18 protein-coding genes and 2 pseudogenes are annotated in these 21,198 nt (G+C 59.6%); 10 read left to right on the top strand and 10 right to left on the bottom strand.

The genetic code is table 11. The features are described 5' to 3' along the window. The 3 genes and pseudogenes from IFU31_RS04535 to acnB all read left to right on the top strand — a co-directional run. Window positions 1-351: pseudogene (locus IFU31_RS04535) on the top strand (aconitase family protein); the annotation flags it as partial. 136 nt (window positions 352-487) lie between these two features. Next, window positions 488-1,099 (top strand): annotated as a pseudogene (locus tag IFU31_RS04530) (PrpF domain-containing protein); the annotation flags it as partial. 191 nt (window positions 1,100-1,290) lie between these two features. Continuing rightward, on the top strand, window positions 1,291-3,891 hold the full coding sequence (gene acnB, locus IFU31_RS04525) for a bifunctional aconitate hydratase 2/2-methylisocitrate dehydratase (protein ID WP_192102403.1): 2,601 nt from the start codon (window positions 1,291-1,293) through the stop codon (window positions 3,889-3,891). Window positions 3,892-3,982: 91 nt separating this feature from the next. Here the strand turns inward: acnB and IFU31_RS04520 are convergent, their stop codons facing one another. Continuing rightward, complete coding sequence (locus IFU31_RS04520) at window positions 3,983-4,591, bottom strand: TetR/AcrR family transcriptional regulator (RefSeq protein WP_192102402.1); 609 nt, start codon at window positions 4,589-4,591, stop codon at window positions 3,983-3,985. Window positions 4,592-4,818: 227 nt separating this feature from the next. Here IFU31_RS04520 and IFU31_RS04515 point away from each other — a divergent pair, with 227 nt between their 5' ends. The 3 genes from IFU31_RS04515 to IFU31_RS04505 are packed head-to-tail and all read left to right on the top strand — an operon-like array spanning window position 4,819 to window position 7,742. Beyond that, entirely contained in the window at window positions 4,819-6,132 is a 1,314-nt protein-coding gene (locus IFU31_RS04515; RefSeq protein ID WP_192102401.1) for an NtaA/DmoA family FMN-dependent monooxygenase, read from the top strand. 34 nt (window positions 6,133-6,166) lie between these two features. After that, window positions 6,167-6,907, top strand: coding sequence for an NADPH-dependent F420 reductase (locus IFU31_RS04510; protein WP_192102400.1), 741 nt, complete (start codon window positions 6,167-6,169; stop codon window positions 6,905-6,907). 46 nt (window positions 6,908-6,953) lie between these two features. Then, a complete protein-coding gene (locus IFU31_RS04505) occupies window positions 6,954-7,742 on the top strand; it encodes an NADPH-dependent F420 reductase (protein WP_192102399.1) in 789 nt (262 codons plus the stop codon). Between the two features lie 27 nt (window positions 7,743-7,769). Here the strand turns inward: IFU31_RS04505 and IFU31_RS04500 are convergent, their stop codons facing one another. The 9 genes from IFU31_RS04500 to IFU31_RS04460 form a co-directional block, all read right to left on the bottom strand. Next, window positions 7,770-8,498: an amino acid ABC transporter ATP-binding protein gene (locus IFU31_RS04500; RefSeq protein WP_122476282.1), complete on the bottom strand. Its 729-nt coding sequence runs from the start codon at window positions 8,496-8,498 to the stop codon at window positions 7,770-7,772. Beyond that, on the bottom strand, window positions 8,495-9,181 hold the full coding sequence (locus tag IFU31_RS04495) for an amino acid ABC transporter permease (protein WP_122476280.1): 687 nt from the start codon (window positions 9,179-9,181) through the stop codon (window positions 8,495-8,497). Before IFU31_RS04495 ends, IFU31_RS04500 begins: the two co-directional genes overlap by 4 nt. 3 nt (window positions 9,182-9,184) lie before the next feature. Beyond that, window positions 9,185-9,913 carry an amino acid ABC transporter permease gene (locus tag IFU31_RS04490; RefSeq protein ID WP_192052989.1) on the bottom strand — a complete coding sequence of 243 codons (729 nt, stop codon included), beginning with the start codon at window positions 9,911-9,913 and terminating at the stop codon, window positions 9,185-9,187. A gap of 98 nt (window positions 9,914-10,011) precedes the next feature. After that, window positions 10,012-10,911 (bottom strand): transporter substrate-binding domain-containing protein, encoded by a 900-nt coding sequence (locus IFU31_RS04485; RefSeq protein ID WP_122476276.1) that lies wholly within the window; start codon window positions 10,909-10,911, stop codon window positions 10,012-10,014. Window positions 10,912-10,963: 52 nt separating this feature from the next. Then, window positions 10,964-12,166 (bottom strand): pyridoxal phosphate-dependent aminotransferase, encoded by a 1,203-nt coding sequence (locus tag IFU31_RS04480; protein WP_192102398.1) that lies wholly within the window; start codon window positions 12,164-12,166, stop codon window positions 10,964-10,966. Window positions 12,167-12,380: 214 nt separating this feature from the next. Further along, window positions 12,381-13,322 (bottom strand): LysR family transcriptional regulator, encoded by a 942-nt coding sequence (locus IFU31_RS04475; protein WP_122476272.1) that lies wholly within the window; start codon window positions 13,320-13,322, stop codon window positions 12,381-12,383. A gap of 69 nt (window positions 13,323-13,391) precedes the next feature. After that, entirely contained in the window at window positions 13,392-14,921 is a 1,530-nt protein-coding gene (locus IFU31_RS04470) for a tripartite tricarboxylate transporter permease (protein ID WP_122476270.1), read from the bottom strand. After that, a complete protein-coding gene (locus IFU31_RS04465; RefSeq protein WP_192102397.1) occupies window positions 14,918-15,451 on the bottom strand; it encodes a tripartite tricarboxylate transporter TctB family protein in 534 nt (177 codons plus the stop codon). Before IFU31_RS04465 ends, IFU31_RS04470 begins: the two co-directional genes overlap by 4 nt. A 52-nt stretch (window positions 15,452-15,503) precedes the next feature. Then, window positions 15,504-16,520, bottom strand: coding sequence for a tripartite tricarboxylate transporter substrate binding protein (locus IFU31_RS04460; RefSeq protein WP_192102396.1), 1,017 nt, complete (start codon window positions 16,518-16,520; stop codon window positions 15,504-15,506). Window positions 16,521-16,918: 398 nt separating this feature from the next. Here IFU31_RS04460 and IFU31_RS04455 point away from each other — a divergent pair, with 398 nt between their 5' ends. The 4 genes from IFU31_RS04455 to araD1 are packed head-to-tail and all read left to right on the top strand — an operon-like array spanning window position 16,919 to window position 21,151. Beyond that, entirely contained in the window at window positions 16,919-17,875 is a 957-nt protein-coding gene (locus IFU31_RS04455) for an amidohydrolase family protein (RefSeq protein ID WP_192102395.1), read from the top strand. Beyond that, a complete protein-coding gene (locus IFU31_RS04450) occupies window positions 17,872-18,930 on the top strand; it encodes a 4-hydroxythreonine-4-phosphate dehydrogenase PdxA (protein WP_185794376.1) in 1,059 nt (352 codons plus the stop codon). The genes IFU31_RS04455 and IFU31_RS04450 overlap by 4 nt, the downstream gene beginning before the upstream one ends. Next, on the top strand, window positions 18,927-20,102 hold the full coding sequence (locus IFU31_RS04445) for an L-rhamnonate dehydratase (protein WP_192102394.1): 1,176 nt from the start codon (window positions 18,927-18,929) through the stop codon (window positions 20,100-20,102). Before IFU31_RS04450 ends, IFU31_RS04445 begins: the two co-directional genes overlap by 4 nt. Window positions 20,103-20,155: 53 nt before the next feature. Further along, window positions 20,156-21,151: an AraD1 family protein gene (gene araD1 / locus IFU31_RS04440; RefSeq protein ID WP_192102393.1), complete on the top strand. Its 996-nt coding sequence runs from the start codon at window positions 20,156-20,158 to the stop codon at window positions 21,149-21,151. The last annotated feature ends 47 nt before the right edge of the window (window positions 21,152-21,198 follow it).

Genomic DNA, 21,198 nt, shown 5'->3' with positions numbered 1-21,198 from the left:
GTCGACCACTCGCTGGCTGTGGAATGCGGGGGCTACGACCCCGACGCTTTCATCAAAAACCGTGCGATTGAAGATCGCCGCAATGAAGACCGGTTTCACTTCATCGAGTGGACAAAGAAAGCGTTCGAAAATGTGGAGGTCATACCCCCCGGCAACGGGATCATGCATCAGATCAATCTGGAGAAAATGTCCCCGGTGGTTCAAGTGAAGGACGGGGTGGCTTTTCCCGATACCTTGGTAGGTACCGATAGCCATACTCCCCATGTCGATGCGCTTGGCGTCATCGCGGTGGGTGTAGGTGGTTTGGAGGCTGAGAACGTCATGCTGGGTCGGGCCTCGTGGATGCGGCTGAACCTCCCTTGAGGTGCCTGTCACCTGTCGTCTGGATACGGCCGAGGAGGTTTCGATCTATGAGGCCGGTGGGGTGTTGCAGCGCTTTGCAGAAGACTTCTTTGAAAATGCACCGGCATAAGACGGGAGTGGCGTCATGAGTCATCCGGCACAATTGCGAATCCCCGCTACCTACATGCGAGGCGGAGCCAGCAAGGGCGTTTTTTTCTCACTCGACGATCTACCCAGAGAGGCCCAACGACCCGGTGTCGAGAGAGATGCCCTGGTTCTTCGAATCATCGGAAGTCCCGACCCCTATGGCAAACAGATCGATGGAATGGGAGGAGCCACTTCCAGCACTAGCAAGGTGGTGATCGTCAGCCGCAGCCAAGTCCCTGATCATGATGTCGATTATCTGTTTGGACAGGTGTCGATCGATGACGCCCTCGTCGACTGGTCTGGAAGCTGCGCAGATCTATCGGCTGCGGTGGGCCCATTTGCAATCAGCAACGCACTGCTGCCGTTCGCACGCGTTCCCCTCGACGGTATCGCTACCGTTCGCATATGGCAGAAGAATATCGGCAGGACCGTGCTGGCGAAGGTTCCCATCAGGGATGCCGAAGTGCAGGAGTTGGGTGATTTCGAGCTGGAGGGTGTGACGTTTCCAGCAGGAGAGATTGTCCTCGAGTTCTTCGACTCCGCTTCCGGCGCAGATGGCGATGGCAAATCGATGTTTCCCAGCGAAACCTTGCAAGTGGACCCGAGCGTTGAGCGTCACCATGAGGTGGGGCACATCGATCGCATGGTGACGAGTCGCAGTGCCCGAGTGCTCATGAACGGCTTTGTTCGCGTACCTAAAACCTGGTAGCGGTGAACTGAGTGTCCGATTTTCAGGGCTGATGCCAACGGCATTGCCTACAGCTGGTCAATGTCCCACGGCCCCAGATCAGGAATGACAACGTGCTAGAGAAATACTTCGATCATGTACGTGAACGAGCGGCGCTTGGTTTGCCCCCGTTGGCTCTGAACCCGGAACAAACGTTGGCGCTGGTGGAGCTTTTGAAGTCGCCACCCATTGAGCATGAGCAACTGCTCTTGGAGTTGATCACACACCGTGTGCCGCCTGGGGTCGATGAGGCCGCGTATATAAAAGCGGGCTTCCTGTCGGCCATTGCACACGGCACCGGGCACTCTCCTTTGATAAGCCCACTGCAGGCCGTTGAACTGCTTGGCACCATGCAGGGCGGCTATAACGTCTCAACCTTGGTCGAATTATTGGATAGCCCCACTCTGGCTGCAGAAGCAGCGGCGCAGCTCAAGCACACCCTGCTCATGTTCGATGCGTTTCGTGATGTGGCGGACCAAGCCAGAGCGGGAAATCACTATGCCCAGAAAGTGCTGCAATCATGGGCCAAGGGTGAATGGTTTTCCAGCAGACCGGCTATTGCAGATAAATACACGCTGACCGTCTTCAAGGTAGCGGGGGAGACGAACACGGACGATCTTTCTCCAGCGCCAGATGCTTGGTCGCGTCCGGACATTCCACTGCATGCCAGGGCCATGCTCAAAATGACCCGTGACGGTATCGAGCCGGAATGCCCCGGTGAAATTGGTCCGCTCAAGCAGATCGAAGACATACGTGCCAAAGGCTATCCCGTTGCCTTTGTGGGCGATGTGATTGGGACCGGCTCGTCGCGCAAGTCGGCTACCAACTCGGTACTGTGGTTCTTTGGAAATGACATACCTCACGTACCGAACAAGCGTGCGGGAGGATTCTGCTTCGCAAACAAGATCGCCCCCATTTTCTACAACACAATGGAAGATGCCGGTGCGCTTCCGATTGAGTTCGATGTCTCGGCTTTGAGCATGGGGGATGTCATCGATGTGTACCCCCTGGCAGGGAAGGTCTGTAAGCACGACTCGGACGAAGTCGTAGCAAGGTTTAGTCTGAAGACCCCTGTTCTACTCGACGAACTACGAGCCGGCGGTCGAATCCCTCTGATCATCGGTCGTGGATTGACAGAAAGAGCTCGGGTCGAACTGGGGCTCGAAGCCTCTATGCTCTTCCATAAGCCAGAGCAGCCAGCGGATTCTGGAAAAGGCTTCACCCTTGCGCAAAAGATAGTGGGCCAGGCCTGTGGCGTTGCAGGCATTCGGCCAGGAACGTACTGCGAACCGAAGATGACCACGGTGGGCTCGCAAGACACGACAGGGCCCATGACGCGAGACGAACTCAAGGATCTGGCATGCCTGGGCTTTTCCGCAGACCTGGTAATGCAGTCCTTCTGCCATACCGCCGCGTATCCCAAACCTGTAGACGTTATGACTCATCACACCCTTCCGGACTTCATGAGGAACCGAGGAGGCATATCACTGCAGCCAGGCGACGGGATCATCCACAGCTGGCTCAATCGAATGCTTCTGCCTGACACGGTCGGCACCGGCGGTGACTCCCATACGCGTTTCCCGCTGGGCATTTCGTTTCCGGCCGGCTCAGGTCTGGTGGCCTTCGCGGCAGCGACGGGTGTGATGCCTCTGGATATGCCTGAATCGGTTCTGGTTCGGTTCAGAGGGACATTGCAGCCAGGCATCACCCTACGGGATCTTGTGCATGCCATTCCGTACTACGCGATCAAAGCAGGGTTGCTGACGGTCGAGAAGAAAGGCAAGAAGAATGTCTTCTCCGGCCGGATTCTTGAAATTGAAGGTCTCGATCACTTGACCGTCGAGCAGGCATTCGAGCTGTCCGATGCCTCGGCCGAACGCTCTGCAGCAGGTTGCACGATCAAGCTCCCAGAGAAAGCTGTCGCTGAATATCTGAACTCGAATGTCACGCTGCTGCGCTGGATGATATCCGAGGGCTACGGTGATGCCCGTTCACTCGAGCGGCGTGCAGCCGCGATGGAGGACTGGTTGAGTACCCCGTCGCTGATGTCCGCCGATCCCGACGCCGACTATGCGGCCGTGCTCGAGATCGATCTGAGCGACATTATCGAGCCGATCGTTTGTGTACCTAACGATCCTGATGATGCGCAGCTTCTTTCACACGTGAGTGGTAGCAAAGTCGATGAGGTTTTCGTCGGTTCGTGCATGACCAACATTGGCCATTTCCGAGCCGTCGGCACACTTTTGAATCGGCAGGTCGGTTCGATTCCGACCAGACTTTGGTTATGTCCACCCACCAGAATGGACGAGCACCAGCTGAGAACGGAAGGGTTCTACGATGTGTTCAAGCGTATTGGTGCTCGAACCGAGATTCCCGGGTGTTCGTTGTGCATGGGCAACCAGGCTCGCGTCGCGCCAGACTCGACCGTTGTTTCGACCTCGACGCGCAACTTTCCAAACCGTCTGGGAGGCGGGGCCAATGTTTACCTGGCGTCTGCAGAGCTTGCCGCCGTGGCTGCGATCCTTGGCAAGCTTCCCAGCCTGGATGAGTACATGCAGCACGCAGAAGTGATCGCGAAAATGTCCTCTGACATTTACAGATACTTGAGCTTTGATCAGATTGCGAGCTTCAAGAATGCAGCGCAGAACGCCCGGATAGCTGTCGCGTCAGCTTAGACCCGGCAGCAATAGGAAAGGCGTACAGGCAAATGGCGTGCTGCGCACTACTGGGTTAACACGGCGATGGGCGAGCAGGGGATGAGCCATTTTACTTCTCATGAGGCCCATCTTGCGCAGAGACCGGTAGCGCCCAGCCAGTGCGCAAGACCTCCTGCAAGGCCTGACGCGTATCGATGGCCCCGCCAGTATTGGCGCCTGCCCAGGCAATGGCTAACGCCGCAAGAAAGATGTCGCGCCCGGTCAGCGAAGGTCGCGCATCACCATTGCGCTGCGCAGCTTCAAGAAATACGGCGGAAGCATCGACGAGTGATTGACAGGTGGGGCGGAGAACAGAACTCGGCTGGGACCAGGCCGCACGCAAAGGTTCTGGTAGCCCTTCGTATGCATTCATCCAGGTTCCCAAGGCTTCGATCCAACGGTCCAGCGCAATTCCAGGATCTGGCTCATCGGCTTGGATGGCCATGCGTGCTTGATCGAGATACGCATAGTGCACCTCCATCAAAGCAGCCAGCAGGGCGTCGCGCGTCGGAAAATGGCGGTACAAGGTCCCGGGGCCGACCCCTGCACGTTTGGCGATACTGTCCATGGAGACGTCGACGCCCTCATCGGCAAAGGCGAGGCCTGCGACTTCCAGAATATGGTTTCGGTTGCGCAGTGCATCGGCCCGTGGGGGCCGTATCGAGGGTTGTGTAGGCATGGCTGTGATTTGGCTCTTGATATCCGGAGTGCATCTCCATATATTAGCTCAAGACAAGCGGAGAGGCTTTCCGTTTTTATGCATTGGCTAATACTGGGGCGTTAGGACGGCATGATAGATCCCTATCCGTGGCATTCGCCATACCAAGGTGTCCGCGTGGACACAGTCAGGCTCACCGGCACTGCCTATCTCAAGACCGGTGGCCACAAGGCGGGAAGGTTATGAGTATGATGATCATCGGCCTGCATCTGGGTAACGGTTACGGTTCACAACCCGGCGCATGGCGCATGCCGTGGGTCGATCCTACAAATTACGTGAGCTTCGATGCGCGAGTACGTCAGGCGCGAGCGGCAGAGCGTGGAAAATTTCAGTTCATTTTCCTGCCCGATGGCCCTGGCGCGGTGGCTGATATTGAAAACGAGGCGCCTCATTTCAACCTTGATGTGATGATGACACTGGCAGCCGTGGCGCGTGGTACCGAACGCATAGGCTTGGTAGCCACTGGATCCACGACGTTCAATGAAGCATTCAACCTCGCGCGGCAATTCAAGGCGCTCGACATCATGAGCCATGGTCGCGCGGGTTGGAACGCCGTCACCTCAAGCGGCAATGACGTGGCCGCAAACTATGGCCAGCGAATCCCGTCCAGTGCAGATCGTTATGCGCGTGCCAACGAGTTTGTACAACTGGTGCAGTCTTTGTGGGGGAGTTGGGGCAAAAACGCGTGGGTTCACGACCAAGTCAGCGGGCAATTCGCAAAGGCGGATCAGATCGCACCTATAGCGTTTCAGGGCCAGTACGTAGGCTCTCGCGGACCTCTTTACATCCCTCCTTCCGAGCAAGGACAGCCAGTCGTTTTTCATGCGGGCGGCGGCCGCAATGCCTTTGAGTTTGCCGGTCGGTATGCAACTGCGGTGATCGGTGCGTGCTTCACAGTGGAAGATGCCCAGGCGCAGAGGCAGGCTTTTCGCAACGCAGCTGTAAACGCTGGTCGGCATCCGGATGAAATCAAATTCATTCCCGGTTTGATGACGACTATTGCGAACACCCGTCGCGAGGCGCTGGATCGTCGAACGATGCTCAACGAGCGCTATTTTGCCCAGCAGGCTGCTTACCTGGGGCAGATGTTAGGCCTGAGTTTCGATCTCGCGCTGATTGACCGACCGCTGTCGCCAATGCAGCTGGCGACAGCGCACCCATCGCCATTCGACCCGCGCGCGCTGCACGCGTTGGAGATTGCCCGCGAGGGTTGGAGTGTGAAAGACATATTGGCCCACGGCGTGATCGATTATCACCCGGCTATCGTCGGCCCACCCGTTGAAGCGGCAGACCATATGCAGAAATGGTTTGAGGCCGGGGCAGCTGACGGCTTCTGGATTTCACCCGACATCAACGACGACGGTATCGACGCATTTGTCGACGGCGTTGTCCCGATTCTTCAAGAACGTGGTCTTTTTCATCGAGATTATGAAGGTGCCACCCTGCGCGATCATCTGGACGCAACGGCCCAGTATGGCACCGATCCGCGCATTGCCACCTGACTCAACATCTACCCTAAACCCATGAGGACAGTATATGAAAATAGGTATTATCGGCGCAGGCAACATCGGCGGAACCCTCGCACGTAAACTCGTCGCCGCAGGCCATAAAGTCAAGTTGGCAGGATCCAAGGGGCCGACTGACATCCAGCAGTTTGCCGATCGAATAGGTGCCATTGCAGTCGCTTCGCATGAAGCCACACAAGATGTAGAAGTGATCATCTTGTCGATCCCGTTTGCAAGCATCCCGCAGGTTGCTGGGATCGTTGCCAGCGCTTCCCCAGAGGCCATTGTGATCGACACCTCGAACTATTATCCGCAGTTCGGTACACGTGTTGCGGAAGTCGATGCGGGCACGCCTGAAAGTGTGTGGTCGAGCGAGCAACTGGGGCGACCTGTCATCAAGACGTTCAACGCTGCACTGGCTAAAACATTGGCCGACGGCGGCAAGCCCAAAGGGACCATAGATAGGATCGCTATGCCCGTATCCGGTGACTCCCAGGCTGGAAAGGCAGTGGCATTTCAGCTGATCGAAGACGCCGGATTCGAGCCATTTGATGCAGGAAGCCTTGCGCTGTCATGGCGTCAGCAACCAGGCACGCCTGCCTACTGCACCGAACTGACGCTGCCAGAGCTCAAGTGGGCAGTGGCTCACGCCGTTAAAAAACTCGCTCCTCATCATCGTGACAGCCTGATGGCCGAGTTTGCAGCAAGCACAACGTCGCTCGACCACGACACTGTCATCAAGCGAAATCGAGAAGTTACGGCTCCCCACTGATGGCATGTCCCAAACACATGCAGATCTTCAGTGTGAGCGTCCAGTTATGCAACTCAAACAAAGCTTTACTTCATCTAAGGACACCCTCGTGAAAATTGGCATTCTAGGAACCGGAAACATCGGCAAAACACTGGTTGTGCGTCTGAGCGAAGCAGGACATGACGTCAAGGTAGCCAATTCTCGAGGTCCTGACTCCATCGCTCCAGAACTGCTGGCGTCGGGTGCTCGAGCGGTAACGACCGAAGACGCACTGGTCGATGTCGAGGTGGTCATCTTGTCCATTCCTCTCAACCGCCTGGCCGGCATCGCCCCGCTGATCGCTGGCCTCCCGGCAGAGACGGTCGTGATCGACACCTCGAATTATTATCCTTTCCGCGACCAGAAGATCGATGCCATTGAGCGCGGCCAGGTAGAGAGTCTGTGGGTCACAGAGCAACTAGGCCGCCCGATAGCCAAAGCGTGGAATGCAATCGGATCGGCCTCGCTGGCCAAAAAAGGAAAGCCTGCCGGAGCAGCCGATCGGATCGCCATTCCGGTATCAGCCGATCGCGATCGTGATCGCGATGTGACCATGTCATTGGTCAATGATACGGGGCTGGACGCCGTTTACGCCGGTCCGCTGGCGGACTCCTGGCGCCAGCAGCCAGGGGCGCCTGTCTATTGCACGGATCTTTCGAACGCAGAAATCGAGCCTGCCCTGAAAGCCGCTGAGCGCGAGAGATTGCCAAAGCGCCGTGATCTGGGCGTAGCGGTTATGCAGGAACGGCTAGGAGATGGGACAACCAACCCCGACGAGGACTGGGGCGTGCGGCTGGTTCGGGCCATCAATATGTAAGCCTGGTCTCTGCGCCGGGTCGGGTACTCAATGCTGCAAGATCTTCGACAGAAAGCTGCGAGCACGATCGGAGCGGGGCGCGCTGAAGAACTCTTCGGATTTCACGTCCTCGATGATTTCGCCGCCGTCCATGAACACGATGCGGTCGGCGACCTTCCGGGCGAACCCCATCTCGTGGGTGACGCACATCATGGTCATGCCTTCGCCTGCCAGCTCCACCATCACATCCAGCACTTCGTTGACCATTTCCGGGTCGAGCGCCGAGGTGGGTTCATCGAACAACATGGCGATGGGGTCCATGGCCAGGGCGCGGGCAATGGCGACCCGTTGCTGTTGGCCACCGGACAGCTGAATGGGGTACTTGTGCGCATGGGCCTTGAGGCCCACGCGCTCCAGAAGTGCCGTGCTCTTGCTGGTGGCGGTGGTGACATCGCGCTTGAGCACCTTGATCTGCGCCAGGTTGAGGTTCTCCACGATAGTCAGGTGCGGGAACAGCTCGAAATGCTGGAAGACCATGCCCACTCGGGCGCGCAGTTTCGGCAGGTCGACACCGCGGCCGGTGACGGGTTGGCCGTCAATCGAGATCTGTCCTTCCTGCACCGGCTCCAAACCGTTCACGCACTTGATCAGGGTGCTCTTGCCCGAGCCGGACGGCCCGCACACGACCATCACCTCACCGCGCGACAGCTGGGTCGTGCAGTCTTTCAGGACCTGGAAATCGCCGTACCACTTGCTCAGGTTTTTCATCTGGATCATGCGGTTCTCTCCGTGCTTCTTTTCAGGCGTTTACTGAGCCGCGACAGCAGGTAGCAGATCACCAGGTACACCAGAGCCACGAACAGGTACAGCTCCACCAGGCGTCCGTCGCGCTGGGCGAATTTGCTGGCGGCGCCGGTGAAGTCCGCGATGGACAGCACGTACACCAGCGAGGTGTCCTGAAACAGGATAATGGTCTGGGTCAGCAGCAACGGCAGCATGCGCCGCAGCGCCTGCGGCAGGATCACGTAAAGCATCGCTTGCGACGGTCGCAGGCCCAGGGCCTGGGCTGCCTGCTTCTGGCCGCCGGAAATACTCTGGATGCCGCCGCGGATGATTTCGCTGTAGTACGCCGCCTCGAACATGCAGAACGTCACGAAGGCAGTCACCACCGGGCCTATCTGCACGGGACGTTCGGTGTGGAACGTCATCTGCAGCAGCAGCGGCATCAGAAAGTAGAACCAGAAGATCACCAGCACCAGCGGAATGCTGCGCATGACCGTGACGTAGCCCAGGGCGAAGCCGCGCATCACGCGGTTGCCCGACAAGCGCATCAGTGCCAGCAGGGTGCCGACAACGATGCCCACCGACATCGCCACAAGCGTCAGCAACAAGGTGAACTTCAGGCCGTTCCACAGTGCGGGCATGGCTCGCACGATGACACTGGGGTCTAGATCGAACATGACTTACCTCGTCGCGCCGCGAACGGCCAGGGAGCTTTCGATACGACCCATGACGAACGTCATCAGCAGTGAAATGGCCACGTAGATCACCGTTGCCGCGGTAAAGGCTTCAAAGGTATTGAACGAGTATTCGCTGACGTTACGTGCTTGCGCGGTCAGCTCCATCAAGCCGATGGTCAACGCTACCGAAGAGTTTTTCAGGGTGTTGAGTGCTTCGGACGTCAGCGGCGGGAACACCACGCGGATCGCCTGCGGCAGCAGTACGTTCAGGTACATCTGGGTGGGCCGCAAGCCGAGGGCGAGCGCCGCGCCGCGCTGGCCGTAGGCAACCGACTCGATGCCCGCCTTGAATAGCTCGGAAAGCTTGGCCGAGGTGAACAGGGTCAGGGCCACGACGGCACTGAAGAAAGACGGGTAGGGCAGGTCTTGCTTGAGGTAGTCGCCCCAGGAGAGGGGTAGCAGTTCGGGGACCACGAAGAAGCAGATGAACATCTGCACCAGCAGTGGGATGTTGCGAAACACCTCGGTATACAGGTTGCCCAGCCATACCAGCGGGCGCACCGTACTGGTACGCAGGGTGCCGACCGTGCCGCCAATCAGAAACGCCAGGGTGAACGCGAGGAGGGTGGTCGCCAGGGTCCAGCTCGTGCCGGTGACCAACCAATGCAAATACGAGGCGGATTCTCCGGGAGCAAAATCCCAGAACACGCTCCAGTTCCAGTTGTAATCCATGCCAACACCAACGTTCAGGGAGAAGCACTGCATGCAGCCAGGCGCGCAGCGGCGCGGCGCATGTGCGCCGCGTCACTGCCTGGCGTGAAGGGGGCGGGTCAGACGCCGGTGTCGTTCGGGTTGGCGATGGCTTGCTTCAATGCATCGCTCATCGGCAGGTTGATCGTGGCGTTTTTCGGCGGGATCGGCTGCTGGAACCAGGTCGGGTACAGCGTATCGATCACACCGGTGCTGTACAGGTTGCGCAGCACATCGTCGGCGAAGGTCTTGAATTGAGGGTCGTTCTTGCGGATGCCGATGGCGTAGGGTTCGGCCGACATCGGCTCAGGCAGCAAGGCGTAGGCGTCCGGGCTGCGGCTTTGCGCGATGGTTGCCATCAGTTGCACGTCGTCGTTGATATAGGCCACGGCGCGGCCGGTTTCCAGCATCAGGAAGGCTTCGCCGCCGTCCTTGGCGTTGAGGATTTTCAAGCCCAGCTGTTTTTCGCGGTCCAGGTTCTTGGTGATCCACTCGCCGCTGCCGCCGGTGATCACTACCACCGATTTGCCTTTCAGATCGGCCACGCTGTCGATGCCGGCGGTTTTCTTCACGGCGTATTTGGCGCTGGCGATGTAGCTGGTCAGCAGGAATCCGATCTGCTTCTGGCGCTCGACGGTGTTGGTGGTAACGCCGCACTCCATGTCGATGGTGCCGTTGATCAACAACGGGGTACGGGTGGCCGCAACGACCGATACGTATTCGGTCTTGAGGTTGGGCTCGCCGACCTTGACCTTGATCTGGTCGACGATTTTCTTGCACAGCTCGATGCTGTAGCCGATAGGCTGCTGGGCGTCGTTGAGATAGGAGAAAGGCAGCGACGCATCGCGGTAGCCCAGCGTGACAGTGCCCACTTCCTTGATTTTTTTCAGTGTACCGGTCAGTTCTTCAGCCTGCGCAGCGCTGGCGCCCAGGCAAACCGCGACAACCAGGGCAAGCAGCTGTTTCTTTTGATCGAGCATGTAGATCTCCGATGTTGTTATGGCAGCTTTGGCACAACGAAAAGCGATAGCGTCAGCGCAGGGCCGAAAGCGCTTCGCGAATGGCAACGACAGCTTTGGTTATCTGTTCGCGTGAAGTGGCAAATGACAGTCGGAAGTACCCTGGCATGCCGAACGCCGCACCCGGCACGACGGCGACACCGGCGTGATCGAGCAGGTAGGCCGACAGTGCTACGTCGTCCTCGAGCACCTGGCCTTGCGCCGTGATGCGGCCGAACAACTGGCTGCATTCCGGGAATGCGTAGAACGCACCGGCCGGCGCGCTCAGGCGCAGGCCCGGGCATTGGCTCAGGCCGTCTACCAGCAGCTTGCCGCGCTGGGCGTATTCCCTGGCGCAACGGCTGACGAAATCCTGCGGGCCTTCGAGCGCTGCGCGGGACGCTTCCTGGCTGATGGCGCTCGCGCCGGAAGTGCTTTGTGACTGGATCTTGCTGATGGCGGCGATCAGACCTTTGGGCCCTGCGCCGTAGCCGATACGCCAGCCCGTCATGGCGTAGGCCTTGGCCACACCGTTGATCAGCAGGGTGCGTTCGCGCAGGTGCGGGCAGGCGCGGGCAAATGACACGAAAGGCTGGTCGGCGAGCAGCACGTGCTCGTAGATTTCATCGGACATCACCAGCACATTGGGGAAGTCCTCCAGCACCTTGCCCAGTGCCTGCAACTCGGCTTCAGAGTAGATCGCCCCGCAGGGGTTGGACGGCGAGTTGAGAATCAGCCAGCGACTCTTGTCGTTCAACGCGCTTTGCAGGGCCTGCGGCGTGAGCTTGAAGCCTGCATCGATGCCACAGGGAATGATCCGTACCACGCCGCCGTTCAAGGTGACGATATCGGAGTACGACACCCAATAGGGCGCGGGTATGACCACTTCGTCGCCGGGTTCCAGGGTTGCAACGAAGGTGTTGTAGATCACCTGCTTGGCGCCGTTGCCGACGGTGATTTCGTCGACGCTATAAGCCAGGTCGTTATCACGCTGAAACTTGGCGACGATGGCCTTGCGCAAGGGCAGGGTGCCCTGCGGTGCGGTATAGCGAGTGTGCCCGTCGAGCATCGCCTGATGCGCGGCCTCGATGATATGCGCAGGGGTGTCGAAGTCGGGTTCGCCCAGGCTCATGTCGACGATGTCGCGACCCTCACTGGACAGCTGCTTGGCACGCATGGAGATGACCATGCTGGGGGACGAGGAGATTTGGCGGACGCGTTCGCTTTCAAAATTCATGAAAAACAGCCTTCCTTTGGTCGTGCGCCAGGGCCTTTGAGACATCCTGTCGTTCTAGTTGTAGGACGTAGTATGACACGGGCGGCGCCCTCTGCAATCGCTCAAATACCTAAAAGTTCAGTGCGTTGAAAAGGGCGTTGCGAACGTCACGCGAAGCTCTCGAACGTTTAATTTGCGCGGTCTATTTATCAGTGTGCTCGATTCTTCTCGCCGCTCATTTGACCAACGCGTGCTCCGCGCGCACCGAGTTCATGAACGCCTGCATCGCTGAGGATTGGATGCGATGGCGTCGGGTGATGAGCCCGAACGGTGGCAGGCGTGCTTCGAACTTGATTGGCAACACCGCCAGCAGATGTCGTCCGGGATAGTCCTCGACCACCGACACCGGGGTGACGCCGAGCATGTCGGTCTGCTGTACCAAGGACAGCAAGGTCATGATCGAGGTGGTTTCGACGATGCTGCTGGGGATGTCCACGCGCGCGTTGTGAAACACCTGATTGATGATCGAGCGCATCGGGCTGGGGTGTTGTTGCAACACCCAGGTCATGTTCTGCAACTCGGCCCAACTCAGCTGTTTCTCCTTGGACAAAGGATGTTGTGCGCCGGCGATCACGCACAGGGCTTCCTCACCCAGGCTGTCGAACAACAGTTCTTCGGCCCTGGCGCCGGCCGGAATCCGCCCCAGCACGATGTCCAGTTGATCCTGCAACAGCGCCTGCACCAGCACGTCGCTGGTGTCGACCTGAATGCTCATCGACAGGCGAGGGTGGCTTTGTTTCAAGGTGGCGATGGTGCGGGTCAACAAGCCCGAGGCCAGTGCCGGAATCGCACCCACGGCGACCCGGCCGAGGTTGCCGGATTCCAGCGCCACCAGCTCCTCGCGCATGCCGCTCAATTCAGCGAAGACCATGCGCGCGTAGTAAGTGACGGTTTCACCGAACGGCGTAGGGCGCATGCCGCGTGGCAGGCGCTCGAAGAGTTCGACACCGAGCAGATCCTCGGCCTCGTGCAGCATCTTGGTCGCGGCGGGTTGGGTCATGCCGATATGATCGGCGGCGCGGCGCAATGAACCGAATTCCTGCAGCGTCAGCATCAACCGCAGTTGGCGCAGGCGCAGGCGGCCGTGGATCACGTTGGCATCAGGAATTCGGGTCATGGGCCGGGCTCGCGAAAATGAACTGCGGCAAGCCTGACAACAAATGCCAGGCGTTGCCAGCATGGCGTGTCACAGCACTGATTTTGCCTTCGGCAATTGGGATTTGCGCAGGCCCAGCACGGTTTGCAGCGCTTTGGAGATCAGCGGCCAGAACAGCATCAGCAGAGCCGCCGTGGTCAAGCCGCCCACCAACGGGTTGGACCAGAAGATGCCGATGTGACCGTCCGAGAACAGCATCGACTGCCGGAACGCATCTTCCGCCTTGTCGCCCAACACCGCTGCCAGCACCAGCGGCGCAATCGGGTAGCCCAGCTTCTTGAACAGGTAACCCAGGGCGCCGAAGCCCAGCATCAACACCACGTCGAAGAACGAGTTGTGCACCGAGTACGCGCCGATGGCGCAGACCATGATGATGATCGGCGCGATGATCGAGAACGGAATGCGCAGGATCGAAGCGAACAGCGGCACGGTGGCCAGCACCACGATCAGACTCACCACGTTGCCCAGGTACATGCTCGCAATCAGCCCCCAGACAAAGTCATGCTGCTCGACGAACAATGTCGGCCCGGGGTGCAGGCCCCAGATCATCAGGCCACCGAGCATCACTGCCGCGGTTGCCGAGCCGGGAATGCCCAGGGTCAGCATCGGCAGCAGCGCGCTGGTGCCTGCCGCGTGGTCGGCGGTTTCTGGGGCGATCACGCCTTCGAGTTCACCCTTGCCGAAGTTTTCCCGGTTTTTCGAGAAACGCCGCGCCAGGCTGTAGCTCATGAACGAGGCGGCCGTCGGCCCGCCCGGGGTGATGCCCATCCAGCAACCCACCAGGGTGCTGCGCACGATCGTCCACCAGTATCGCGGCAACTTGGCCCAGGTGCGCAGGATGACCATCGGTGTGATACGCGCATGTTCGCCGCGAAACACCAGGCCTTCCTCGACGGTGCAGAGAATCTCGCCGATGCCGAACAGGCCGATCACTGCCACTTCGAAACTGATCCCGGTCATCAGGATCGGTTGGTCGAACGTCAGGCGCAGGTTGCCGGACACCGTGTCCATGCCGACGGCAGCCATGGCGAAGCCGATCATCATGGCGACTACGGTTTTCAGGGGTGGATTCTTGCTCATGCCGATGAACGTGCAGAACGCCAGCAGATACACCGCAAAGAACTCCGGCGAACTGAAGGACATGGCGAACTCGGCGATGCGTGTCGACAGGAACGTCAGCAGCAGGACACCGGCAAGGGCACCGATCAGTGCCGAGCTGAATGCAGCGGTCAATGCTTCTGCCGCGCGGCCTTCGCGGGCCATCGGGTAGCCGTCGAAGGTGGTCGCCACCGATGACGGCTCGCCGGGTATGTTGAACAGAATCGAGGTGATCGAGCCGCCGAACAGCGCACCCCAGTACATGCACGACAGCAGAATGATCGCCGACACCGGCGACATGGTGAATGTCAGCGGCAACAGCAACGCCACGCCGTTGGGCGCGCCGAGACCGGGCAACACCCCCACCAGAATACCCAGCAGCACGCCGATCACCATCAGGCCGATGTGGCCCGGGGTCAGGATCAGGTTCATGCCCTGCAACAAGGAATCGAATTCGCTCATTTGAAATATCTCACGGTCTGGGCAATCCATTCGCCCAATGGACCGCCATCCAGCGGGACCTTGAACCACAGCGCAAAGATCAGGTAGCTGGCAAGCACTGCACCGAGGGAGATGCCTGCGATCTTCCATTTGCTGTAGGGCGTGGCGCGTGCCTTGTCACTCCACATGAACCAGGCAATGAAGCAGGCCGATGACACGTAGATGCCCACCAGCGGCATCGCGCCGACGAACAGGGCAATCGGGATGAACACCGACAACACCTGGCCAAAGGCGCTGCGGCTGACGAACGCAACACTCAGCGCTTTCCAGCGCACCAGGGTCAACACGCCGTTGCCCAGGCTGGCGGCGCTGAGTAGTAGGCCAATGTAGAAAGGGAAGTAGCCCGGCTCGGGGCCGGAGTCGCCCCAGCCGATACCCTGTTCGACGCTGCCGAACATCACCACCACGCCTATCAGCGTGGTGAAGAGTGTCAGGCCAAGTTCGACCCAGCGGGTGCCGACCAGCGCCGGTGAATCCGAAGAATGGGACATGAAACACCTCCAGCAGATGACGGCCGTCCGTAGGCGGACGGCCGCAGGCGACTCAGTTTTTCAGCCAGCCGGCTTCCTTGAACACCGGTGTCACGCGGGCGGTGTCTTTTTCGATGTAGGCGGTCAGCGGCTCGCCTTCGAGGAAGGTCGGTACCAATGCGTTCTGCTTGACGTAGGCCTTGAACTCCGGCGTCTCGGTGACTTTGCGCATCAGTTCGACATAGAACGCGCGCTGTTCGGCGGTCACGTCGCCTGGCATGAACACGGTGCGCGGAAAGCGATATTGATCGATGCCCAGGCCTTGTTCGTAACAGGTCGGTACGTCGGCCCAGGATTTGTCGCCGGCCACTTTGTCGGTGTAGATCATGCGTTCTTTACTGAACACGCAGAGCGGCTCGACCTGGTCGCCGCGCCATTGGCTGATGCTTTCGCTGGGGTTGTTGACGTTGGCGGCGATGTGCTTGCCGGCCAGTTGGGTCGCGGCTTCGCTGCCACTCTTGAACGGGATGTAGACCAGCTTGCTGTTGTTGGTCTGGTTCAGCAGCAAGGTCAATGTCTGGTCGACATCCTTGGATTGACTGCCGCCCATGCGCATTTTCGCAGGGTCAGCCTGGGCCGCCTGGTAGAAGCCTTTCGCGTCTTTCCATGGCGCGTCCTTGTAGCTCCACAGGATGAAGTCATCCTCGGCGACGGCCGCCACAGGGGTCAGTTCCTGCCATTGGTAACCGAGCTTGGCCACCAGCGGCAGCAGGTAGATGTTGTTGGTGCCGATCACCAGTTTTTCCGGATCGCCCTTGTTCATCTTCAGGTCGAGAAACGCTTCGGCGCCATTGCCGCCGCCCTTGTTGAGGACGATGGTGTTGACGTCGAGCAGCTTGTGCGTGGAGATGATCGACTGAATCAGGCGCCCCAACTGGTCGGTGCCGCCACCTGGGCCCCCGGCGACGACGATTTCGACATTCTTGTCCGGTTGCCAGGCCGCCGTGGCGAGCGCTGGAAGAGCGCCGGCAGCGGCCAGGGAGCAGCCGAGCATGAGAAGGGATGTGCGACGGACGAATGCATTTCGCATGGAAAGAGCCTCGTTTTCTTGTAGTTGTTATAAGTGACTTGTCTGAGCGGTCGAACCGCAAGCCTGGAGTGAGTGTGGGAAGGTGCAAGCTCCGCGTCTAGTCAAAACAATACATACACCGATAACCAGGGGTTATAGCTAGCTTGGTTCAAAGCCGCACAGCAGGGTGTAAATGCCGGTCCAGAGCCATTTCATAAGAAAGTCCAGTTCGCTGCAACCCATCCGCCGACACGCGAAAACCCCGTTGAGATAACTCCAGGCTATCGCTCTATTCCAAGTTTTGATTGGACGGTTATCGGGGAGCCTTCGATAGTGCACACCAACGCCGTGTTTTGCGGTGGATTGCACCCAGAAGAACGATCAATCAAAAGAACAATAAATCACCAATGAGGTGCGCCATGGCCGAGCTGTGGAACGGTCCGATCATCGATGCCCATCATCATTTCTGGGATCCTTCGATCAATCCCCATCCGTGGCTGGCAGCCGATGCCAGTGTCGCGTTCCGCTATGGCGATTACAGCGCGATCAAACGCAGCTACCTGCCCGACGATTACCTCGCCGATACCGGTACTCACCAGGTCGTGCAGACGGTGTACATCGAATCGGAATGGGACCCGCAGGACCCGGTGGGCGAAACCCGCTTCGTCGAACAACTCGCCCGCCGCTACGGTTTGCCCAATGCAATCGTCGCGCAAGCCTGGCTGGATCATCCCGAGGCCGCCGCCGTACTGGCCGAGCAAGCCTCCTACAAATGCGTGCGCAGCGTGCGCCACAAGCCTGGAGGCCCGACCACAAGGGCGCAGGTCGGGCGCGTGCGCAGCCTGATGAGCGACGAGCGCTGGCGGCGCAGTTATGCCGTGCTGCAAGGGCTGGGCTTGCATTTCGACCTGCAGACACCGTGGTGGAATCTGCATGAGGCGGAATGGCTGGCGCGGGATTTTCCGGGCACCACGCTTATTCTCAACCATGCCGGCTTGCCCAATGATCGCAGCGCCGAAGGCCTCGCCGCCTGGCGACTGGCCATGGCGCGGCTGGCTCAGTGGCCGAACGTGCAGGTGAAGGTGTCAGGGCTCGGCCAGCTGCGCCAGGCGTGGCGGGCCAAGGACAACGCCTGGATCGTGCGCGAGGTGATCGCGATGTTCGGCACCCACCGCGTGATGTTCGCCAGCAATTTTCCGGTGGACAGCCTCTGTGGCTCGTTCGACGTCATCTACAACGGATTCAAATCCATCGTTGCCGATCTGCCCCTGGCCGATCAGGAACGTTTGTTCTACAGCAATGCGCAGCGCGTGTATCGCTGCGAGCCGGGCACCCTTGACCGGACACGGCCTGAACCCTTGAGGAGTGAAGCATGAACAAGACATCCATCGCCATGGTCCTTGGCGACCCGGCGGGCATCGGCCCGGAACTGATCGCACGGCTGCTCGCCGAGCCCTCGGTGCGCAGCCAGGCCAACGTGATTCTGATCGCCGACGAAGCGGAAATGCAGCGCGGTATGCGCATCGCCGGAATGGAATTTCCCTACCGCCGCGTGGAGTCGCTGGAGCAGTTGTCGTTCGCCGATGACACGCCGCTGTTGTATGACTTTCGCGGCGACACCGTGGGCGAATTTGCCCGCAGTGAAGCCAGTGTCATCGGCGGTCGCTACAGCCTCGACACCCTTGAACAGGCGTTGCGCTTGACCGAAGCCGGCACTACCAATGCCGTGCTGTTCGGCCCGTTGAACAAGACCTCGCTGCACATGGCCGGCATGGCCCACAGCGATGAGCTGCATTGGTTCGCCGAGTTGCTGGGCTTCGATGGGCCGTTCTGCGAATTCAACGTGCTCGACAACCTGTGGACCTCGCGCGTGACCTCGCACGTTGCCCTGGCCGACGTGCCGGGCCTGCTCTCGCAGACCAGGGTGATCGAAGCGATTCAGTTGATCGACACCGCGCTCAAGCGCAGCGGCCTGGCAAAACCGCGCATCGGCGTGTGTGGGCTGAACCCGCACAACGGCGACAACGGCTCGTTCGGTCGCGAAGAGCTGGACATCATTGGCCCGGCAGTGCGTTCGGCGCAGGCCATGGGCATTGCCGCGGAAGGCCCGTATCCGGGCGACACGATCTTCCTCAAGGTCCAGGGCGATGCCAGTGCCTTTGACGCAGTGGTCACGATGTACCACGACCAAGGGCAGATCGCGATCAAACTGATGGGCTTCTCCCGCGGCGTAACGGTGCAGGGCGGCTTGCCGATCCCGATCACCACCCCGGCCCACGGCACCGCGTTCGATATTGCCGGGCAGGGCAAAGCCAATGTCGGCGCCATTCGCCAAGCGTTCGAAATTGCCTGCCGGATGGGCGGGCAACAGCTACTGAACACGACTCGACAATTACAAGAAACCGGCAGCGCAAGGAACCTGAATCCATGAAAATCAAAGCCATCCGTACCCGCGTTTTCGAATGGAAAGGCAAAGTCGTTCCGCCCCAGGCGCACTTCTGCACCAACGCCAGTGACATTCTGTTCGAGCGCGGCGACGCCATGGGCTCGTTCCGTTTCCACGGCTGGCTGGTGGTGGAAGTGGAGACCGACACCGGTCTGGTCGGCATCGGTAACTGCGCCCTGGCGCCACGTGTGGCCAAGGAAATCATCGACACCTATCTGGCGCCGATCGCCATAGGTGAAGACCCGTTCGACAACGAATACATCTGGCAGAAAATGTACCGCCAGAGCCACGCCTGGGGCCGCAAGGGCATTGGCATGGCGGCGATCTCGGCAATCGACATCGCGATCTGGGACATCATGGGCAAGGCGGTCAACAAACCGGTGTTCAAACTGCTGGGTGGCCGTACCAAGGAAAAGATCTGGACCTACGCCTCCAAGCTCTACGCCAATGACAACCTCGACCTGTTCCTCGAAGAGGTTCAGGGCTATTTGAACCAGGGCTTCACTGCGCTGAAAATGCGTTTCGGCTATGGCCCGAAAGACGGCCCGGCCGGCATGCGCAAGAACATCGAACAAGTGCGCGCCCTGCGTGAGCTGGCCGGCCCCGACGTCGACATCATGCTCGAGTGCTACATGGGCTGGACCCTGGAATACGCCCGACGCATGCTGCCCAAGCTCGCCGAGTTCGAACCGCGCTGGCTCGAAGAGCCGGTGATTGCCGACGACATCGAAGGCTACATCGAGCTGAAGAAGATGGGCATCATGCCGATCTCCGGCGGTGAGCACGAATTCACTTCGTACGGTTTCAAGGACTTGCTCGAACGCCGTGCGATCGACGTGATCCAGTACGACACCAACCGTGTCGGTGGCATCACCGCTGCCCGCAAGATCAACGCCATGGCCGAAGCCTGGTCGGTGCCCGTCATCCCGCACGCCGGGCAAATGCACAACTATCACCTGACCATGTCGACCACGGCGTCGCCGATGGCCGAGTTCTTCCCGGTGTTCGATGTCGAGGTGGGCAATGAACTCTTCTATTACGTGTTCAAGGGCGAGCCACAACCGGTCAACGGCTACATTCAGCTCGACGACAACACCCCGGGTCTGGGCCTGGAAATCTCCGATGAATACCTGAGCGACTTCAACATCATCGAGTGACCCTTTGGCGCCGCTTGTGGGCGGCGCCAACCATGACGTTCCGGAGGCCACACATGCGTCTGATTCAATTCGAAAACACCGACGGGGGACGCCAGGTTGGCGTTGTCGAGGGCGCCCACGTCCAGGTGGTCAATGATACCCGCACGACCCGCGAGCTCGCTCTGGCGGCCATTCGCGGTCACCACGGCCTGGCCGATGAAGTGGCCGCCCGTGGCACGCGACCGGGTCCGGACTATGCGCAGTTGTTGCAAGAGCGCCGCGTATTGCCGCCGCTCGACCACGAAGACCCTGCGCATTGCCTGATCAGCGGCACCGGCCTGACTCACTTGGGCAGCGCTTCGGCGCGCGACAAGATGCACCAGCACGAGGGCGCCGTCGAAGCCGGCATGACCGACACCATGCGCATCTTCAAATGGGGCCTGGAAGGCGGCAAACCGGCACAAGGCCAAGCCGGCGCGCAACCGGAATGGTTCTACAAGGGTGACGGCAGCATCGTCGTGCGGCCGGGGGCCGACTTCCCTGTTCCACCCTTCGCCGAAGATGCCGGCGAAGAACCCGAACTCACAGGGCTGTATGTGATTGGTGAGGATGGCCAGCCGTACCGCGTCGGCTATGCCCTGGGCAACGAGTTCTCCGACCATGTCATGGAGCGGCGCAACTACCTCTACCTTGCCCATTCCAAATTACGCTTCTGCGCTTACGGCCCGGAACTGCGCGTAGGTGCATTGCCAGCGCATCTTGCCGGCACCAGCCGCATCATTCGCAACGGCGAAACGCTCTGGGAAAAGGAGTTTCTCAGCGGCGAAGACAACATGTGCCACAGCCTCGCCAACCTTGAATTCCATCACTTCAAATACGCGCAGTTCCTGCGTCCGGGCGATGTCCACGTGCATTACTTCGGCACCGCGACACTGTCGTTTGCCGACGGCGTGAAAACCCAGCCGGGTGATCGCTTCCAGATCAGCCTTGATGCGTTTGGCGCACCTCTGGAAAACGGCATCGGCGAAAGCGCCGAGCCTTTGGCGATCGGTCAGGTGAACGCGCTCTGATCGCACTGTATAAGCAAGCCGTGCACGCTCCTGATGAACCGAGATGT

The organism is Pseudomonas sp. CFBP 13602 (genome assembly GCF_014842725.1).
Lineage (GTDB): Bacteria > Pseudomonadota > Gammaproteobacteria > Pseudomonadales > Pseudomonadaceae > Aquipseudomonas > Aquipseudomonas baltica.
The sequence above is the reverse complement of the archived record's forward strand: the minus strand, read 5'-3'. Positions and strand labels throughout refer to the sequence as shown.